The sequence below is a fragment of the Enterococcus plantarum genome (assembly GCF_001730295.1).
Lineage (GTDB): Bacteria > Bacillota > Bacilli > Lactobacillales > Enterococcaceae > Enterococcus_L > Enterococcus_L plantarum.
On record NZ_MIKA01000026.1, the window covers coordinates 1 to 5351 of the forward strand.

Annotated in this window: 3 protein-coding genes and 19 tRNA genes; all 22 read left to right on the forward strand. The window is 40.2% G+C overall.

The window, feature by feature from the left end:
• Nucleotides 1-22: 22 nt before the first annotated feature.
• Nucleotides 23-96 (forward strand) — tRNA-Arg (locus BCR22_RS09600).
• Between the two features lie 9 nt (nucleotides 97-105).
• Nucleotides 106-179 (forward strand) — tRNA-Pro (locus tag BCR22_RS09605).
• 12 nt (nucleotides 180-191) lie between these two features.
• A tRNA-Ala gene (locus BCR22_RS09610) sits at nucleotides 192-264 on the forward strand.
• Nucleotides 265-282: 18 nt separating this feature from the next.
• Nucleotides 283-356: transfer RNA gene (locus tag BCR22_RS09615), tRNA-Met, on the forward strand.
• Between the two features lie 15 nt (nucleotides 357-371).
• A tRNA-Ile gene (locus tag BCR22_RS09620) sits at nucleotides 372-445 on the forward strand.
• A gap of 37 nt (nucleotides 446-482) precedes the next feature.
• A tRNA-Ser gene (locus tag BCR22_RS09625) sits at nucleotides 483-572 on the forward strand.
• 84 nt (nucleotides 573-656) lie between these two features.
• Nucleotides 657-730 (forward strand) — tRNA-Met (locus BCR22_RS09630).
• A gap of 54 nt (nucleotides 731-784) precedes the next feature.
• Nucleotides 785-858, forward strand: a tRNA-Asp gene (locus BCR22_RS09635).
• A 12-nt stretch (nucleotides 859-870) separates the two neighbouring features.
• Nucleotides 871-941, forward strand: a tRNA-Gly gene (locus BCR22_RS09640).
• A 4-nt stretch (nucleotides 942-945) separates the two neighbouring features.
• Nucleotides 946-1019: transfer RNA gene (locus tag BCR22_RS09645), tRNA-Ile, on the forward strand.
• A 19-nt stretch (nucleotides 1020-1038) separates the two neighbouring features.
• Nucleotides 1039-1126: transfer RNA gene (locus BCR22_RS09650), tRNA-Ser, on the forward strand.
• A 9-nt stretch (nucleotides 1127-1135) separates the two neighbouring features.
• Nucleotides 1136-1207: transfer RNA gene (locus BCR22_RS09655), tRNA-Glu, on the forward strand.
• An 18-nt stretch (nucleotides 1208-1225) separates the two neighbouring features.
• Nucleotides 1226-1315 (forward strand) — tRNA-Ser (locus BCR22_RS09660).
• 84 nt (nucleotides 1316-1399) lie between these two features.
• Nucleotides 1400-1473: transfer RNA gene (locus tag BCR22_RS09665), tRNA-Met, on the forward strand.
• A gap of 54 nt (nucleotides 1474-1527) precedes the next feature.
• Nucleotides 1528-1601, forward strand: a tRNA-Asp gene (locus BCR22_RS09670).
• Between the two features lie 13 nt (nucleotides 1602-1614).
• Nucleotides 1615-1687: transfer RNA gene (locus BCR22_RS09675), tRNA-Phe, on the forward strand.
• Nucleotides 1688-1704: 17 nt separating this feature from the next.
• Nucleotides 1705-1775, forward strand: a tRNA-Gly gene (locus tag BCR22_RS09680).
• 12 nt (nucleotides 1776-1787) lie between these two features.
• Nucleotides 1788-1861, forward strand: a tRNA-Ile gene (locus BCR22_RS09685).
• A gap of 11 nt (nucleotides 1862-1872) precedes the next feature.
• Nucleotides 1873-1944 (forward strand) — tRNA-Glu (locus BCR22_RS09690).
• Nucleotides 1945-2197: 253 nt separating this feature from the next.
• Nucleotides 2198-3037 carry a BglG family transcription antiterminator LicT gene (licT, locus tag BCR22_RS09695; RefSeq protein ID WP_069654719.1) on the forward strand — a complete coding sequence of 280 codons (840 nt, stop codon included), beginning with the start codon at nucleotides 2198-2200 and terminating at the stop codon, nucleotides 3035-3037.
• Nucleotides 3038-3182: 145 nt separating this feature from the next.
• The gene (locus BCR22_RS09700) at nucleotides 3183-5084 is read left to right on the forward strand and encodes a beta-glucoside-specific PTS transporter subunit IIABC (protein WP_069654720.1); all 1902 of its coding nucleotides are present in this window, start codon (nucleotides 3183-3185) and stop codon (nucleotides 5082-5084) included.
• Between the two features lie 77 nt (nucleotides 5085-5161).
• A partial coding sequence (locus tag BCR22_RS09705) for a family 1 glycosylhydrolase (RefSeq protein WP_141706561.1) occupies nucleotides 5162-5351 on the forward strand: 190 nt, incomplete at its 3' end.

Here is a 5351-nt window from a genome sequence, read left to right on the forward strand (position 1 = left end):
TCTGACTTTGATCCTTGCTTTAGCACCCATAGCTCAACTGGATAGAGTGCTTGACTACGAATCAAGAGGTTAGGGGTTCGACTCCCTTTGGGTGCATTATAGCTACGGGAAGTAGCTCAGCTTGGTAGAGCACTTGGTTTGGGACCAAGGGGTCGCAGGTTCGAATCCTGTCTTCCCGATTTTATTTTTGTGGGGCCTTAGCTCAGATGGGAGAGCGCCTGCTTTGCACGCAGGAGGTCAGCGGTTCGATCCCGCTAGGCTCCATTAGTACTTTATTATTTTCGCGGTGTAGCTCAGCTGGCTAGAGCGTCCGGTTCATACCCGGGAGGTCGGGGGTTCGATCCCCTTCGCCGCGATTTTTTAAGAGCCAAGGACCTTTAGCTCAGTTGGTTAGAGCAGACGGCTCATAACCGTCCGGTCGTAGGTTCGAGTCCTACAAGGTCCATTGTAGTGACGATTTGAATAGTAGTATTTTTTATTTCGGAGGATTACCCAAGTCCGGCTGAAGGGAACGGTCTTGAAAACCGTCAGGCGGGTAAAACCGTGCAAGGGTTCGAATCCCTTATCCTCCTTTGCTAAGAATCGCAATGCTTTAGCATTGATGATGAATTAGTACATGTTAACACCTTTCTATAGTCAATAGGGACTATAATTATCGCGGGGTGGAGCAGTCAGGTAGCTCGTCGGGCTCATAACCCGAAGGTCGTAGGTTCAAATCCTGCCTCCGCAATTGCTTTTAAATATAAAAGCATAGTAACATAAAGTGATGCAATACAGTTACATTGGTTTGGTAGTTCAGCTGGTTAGAATGCCTGCCTGTCACGCAGGAGGTCGCGGGTTCGAGTCCCGTCCAGACCGTTTTAAAGTATTGCGGGTGTAGTTTAGTGGTAAAACCACAGCCTTCCAAGCTGTTGTCGCGAGTTCGATTCTCGTCACCCGCTTTATGGGCCTATAGCTCAGCTGGTTAGAGCGCACGCCTGATAAGCGTGAGGTCGATGGTTCGAGTCCATTTAGGCCCATTTTTTAAATTATTTTCTTGGGGAAGTACTCAAGTGGCTGAAGAGGCGCCCCTGCTAAGGGTGTAGGTCGGGAAACCGGCGCGAGGGTTCAAATCCCTCCTTCTCCGTTTCATAGCGGCCCGTTGGTCAAGCGGTTAAGACACCGCCCTTTCACGGCGGTATCACGGGTTCGATTCCCGTACGGGTCATTTTTTAATATTTATTTCGGAGGATTACCCAAGTCCGGCTGAAGGGAACGGTCTTGAAAACCGTCAGGCGGGTAAAACCGTGCAAGGGTTCGAATCCCTTATCCTCCTTTGCTAAGAATCGCAATGCTTTAGCATTGATGATGAATTAGTACATGTTAACACCTTTCTATAGTCAATAGGGACTATAATTATCGCGGGGTGGAGCAGTCAGGTAGCTCGTCGGGCTCATAACCCGAAGGTCGTAGGTTCAAATCCTGCCTCCGCAATTGCTTTTAAATATAAAAGCATAGTAACATAAAGTGATGCAATACAGTTACATTGGTTTGGTAGTTCAGCTGGTTAGAATGCCTGCCTGTCACGCAGGAGGTCGCGGGTTCGAGTCCCGTCCAGACCGTTTTATAATTTTTGGCGCAGTAGCTCAGTTGGTAGAGCAACGGATTGAAGCTCCGTGTGTCGGCAGTTCGATTCTGTCTTGCGCCATTTGAAAGAAGAAACATGCGGGTGTAGTTTAGTGGTAAAACCACAGCCTTCCAAGCTGTTGTCGCGAGTTCGATTCTCGTCACCCGCTTTTTTTCTTTAAGGGCCTATAGCTCAGCTGGTTAGAGCGCACGCCTGATAAGCGTGAGGTCGATGGTTCGAGTCCATTTAGGCCCATAATTTTAAAAGGCCCGTTGGTCAAGCGGTTAAGACACCGCCCTTTCACGGCGGTATCACGGGTTCGATTCCCGTACGGGTCATGTCTATTGAAGCATTTTGCTATGTGCATAATGTTTTTTTTTATTTATAAAATATTTTTATGAAAACGTTGACATTGTTATTACTATAAGGTATTCTATGTTTGTACACAACAAGTGAATATCTGGATAGTGATTGTTTAAATACAAGCTAAACCTAATTTTTCTAAATAAGAAGAGTCTCTTCTTATTTAGAAAGGTTGGGTTTTTCTTTTTATACAATCAAAGGAGTTGGCGTTATGAAAGGAGCGAAAAAATGATTATTCAAAAAATTTTGAATAATAATGTTGTGATTACGTTGGATGTGAATGAACAAGAACAAATTGTGATGGGACGTGGTATTGCATTTAAAAGAAAAATAGGAGACTTTATTGCAGAAGAACAGGTAGATCAAGTATTTCGTTTAGCAAATCAGGATACATCATTAAAATTTCAAGAGTTACTGGGAGAGTTGCCATTGGAAGTGATGCAGCTATCTGATGACATTATTAAATATGCAAAAACAAAACTTGGTCGGAAGTTAAATGACACGATTTTTATTTCTTTAACAGATCATCTTCATACAGCCTTGGAGCGAATGCGACTAGGAATTGAAGTGAAAAATTTTTTATTATGGGACATCAAGCGTTTCTTTTCAGATGAATATTTTATTGGAAGTAAAGCTGTTGAAATGGTTAAAGAAAAATTCGATGTGCAGCTACCAGAAGATGAAGCTGGGTTCATTGCGCTACATCTTGTTAATGCTGAAATGGATGAAGAAGTTGGCAATGTTTACGAATTAACAAAAATTATGCAGGAGATCACGAATATCGTTAAATATCATTTTAAAATTACTTTCAATGAAGATTCCGTTTATTTTTATCGTTTTAGTACTCATTTAAAATTTTTTGCTTATCGTTTATTAAATCATAAAGAATTTCGTGATGAAGATGATGGAGAATTATATGAAGTAATCAAAAAAAAGTATCGTAATGCATATAATTGTGTGAATAAAATTGCTGATTTTTTGACTGAACGTTATTCTTATACTGTTTCAAAGGAAGAAAAGATGTATTTGATCATTCACATTGCACGTGTAATACAAACCAATAGTTAGCGAGATTATTAAATATTGATAGATCAGTAATAGGATGAAAGGTGGATAGAAGTAGCGGTTCGGCAAGACCCTTGGATAGTGACATTAAGTTGGCTAAACCTTCAAAAGTAATGTAGTAAAAAACTAAACTTTGGAGGAATAAAAAATGGGAAAATATCATGATTTAGCAGAGAAAATTGTTAACAATGTAGGCGGAAAGGAAAACATCAATAGCTTGACACATTGTATTACACGTTTACGTTTTAAATTGAAAGACGAATCAAAAGCAAATGACGAAGTGTTAAAAAACATGGACGGTGTCGTTACTGTAATGAAAAGCGGTGGACAATATCAAGTAGTAATTGGGAACCATGTCCCAGCTGTGTATGAGGATGTTGTAAGTATTGCTGGAATTTCAGCAGATGCAGAACAAGAATCATCTGGTGGTAATTTATTCAATCGTTTAATTGATATTTTAAGTGGCTGTTTTCAACCATTTCTGGGCGCATTAGCTGCTGCTGGTATGGTAAAAGGACTAAATGCTTTACTTGTTTTCTTGAAACTATATTCAGCTACATCTGGAACGTATACGATGTTAAATGGTATTGGTGATGCAATTTTCTATTTCATGCCAGTGATCCTAGGGTATACCGCAGCTAGAAAATTCAATTTAAATCCAATGGTGGGAATTGTTATTGGAGCAGCTCTTTGTTATCCAACGGTTCAAGGAAGCGCATTACAAGCAGCCTTTGAAACAACCGCAGGTTCAGGTGCAGCAGCACCCTATAGTTTGTTAGGGTTACCTGCTTATGACACGTTTTTAGGTATTCCGTGGGTAGGTGCTGGTTACACAAGTAGTGTTGTACCGATTATTTTTATTGTTGCATTTGCAGCTCAAATTCAAAAACTCTTCAAGAAAATTATTCCTGAAGTGGTTCAAACGTTCTTGGTACCATTCTTTGTATTATTAATTGCATTACCGATTGGTTTTTTAGTGATTGGACCAATCATCAGTATGTTAACAGATTTACTAAGTGCAGGTTTCCAAGCTTTGATGGGCTTCTCTCCAGCATTGTACGGTGTGATTCTAGGTTTTTTCTGGCAAGTACTGGTTATTTTTGGTTTGCATTGGAGTGTTGTACCACTTGCAATCATGCAAATTACCCAAGAAGGGGCGAGCCAGGTACTAGTAGGTTCTTTTGCGGCAAGTTTTGCTCAAACAGCAGTTGTTATGGCAATGTTCTTCAAATTAAAAGATGCAAAAATGAAAGCTCTTTGTCCACCAGCAATTATTTCGGGAATCTTTGGTGTAACAGAGCCAGCCATTTATGGTATTACTTTACCTAAAAAAACGCCATTCATTTTTTCAATGATTGGTGCAGCAGTTGGTGGATTGTACTTGATGATTAACAGTGTTACTTCTTATACAATGGGTGGATTAGGAATTTTCGGTGTTTTAAACTTTATTAATGGCGATAACGCAAGCGGAATGATTCATTCTTTTGTAGCTATTTTAATTGCTATGGTTACTGGTTTTTCATTAACCTTCTTCTTTTGGAAAGATGATGCTGTAGTAGAAGAAATTACAGAGAACAAAAAAGTACAAAAAGCAATCAAAGAAGCAGTTTTAAGTCCAGTTAAAGGACGTGTTTTACCCTTAAGCAAAGCAAGCGATCAAGCATTTGCGCAAGGAGCTTTAGGAAAAGGTATTTTGATTGAACCTACAGAAGGCGTAGTAAGAGCACCATTTGATGGCACTGTGATGACCCTGTTTCCAACTCTACACGCAATTGGCTTGATATCTGATCAAGGCATGGAGTTACTGATTCATATTGGAATGGATACCGTTCAATTAGAAGGAAATGGATTTGAAGGGAAAGTAGCACAAGGCGATAAAGTTAAAAAAGGACAAGTGTTAGTCACTTTTGATATTGAAGCGATTCAAGCTGCTGGCTACAGTGTAGAGACACCAGTTATTGTGACAAATACGGATGATTATTTAGATATTGTAGAGACACAAGAACGTGAAGTTACCTCAAATGATACGTTGATTACTGGTTTAACTTAAACATAACAGATAAGAATGAAGCTTGCGGTGAACCTTGATTGGTTTTGCTGTAAGCTTTTAAAGAAAGGGATTTTGAAATGGCATTTAGAAAAGATTTTTTATGGGGCGGCGCAACAGCTGCCAATCAATGTGAAGGTGGCTATAAAGAAGGCGGACGTGGGTTAGCGAACGTAGATCTAGCACCTGTTGGACCAGATCGTTTTCCAGTGATCACAGGCGAGAAAAAAATGTTTGCGTTTGATGAGGACCATTTTTACCCAGCTCAAA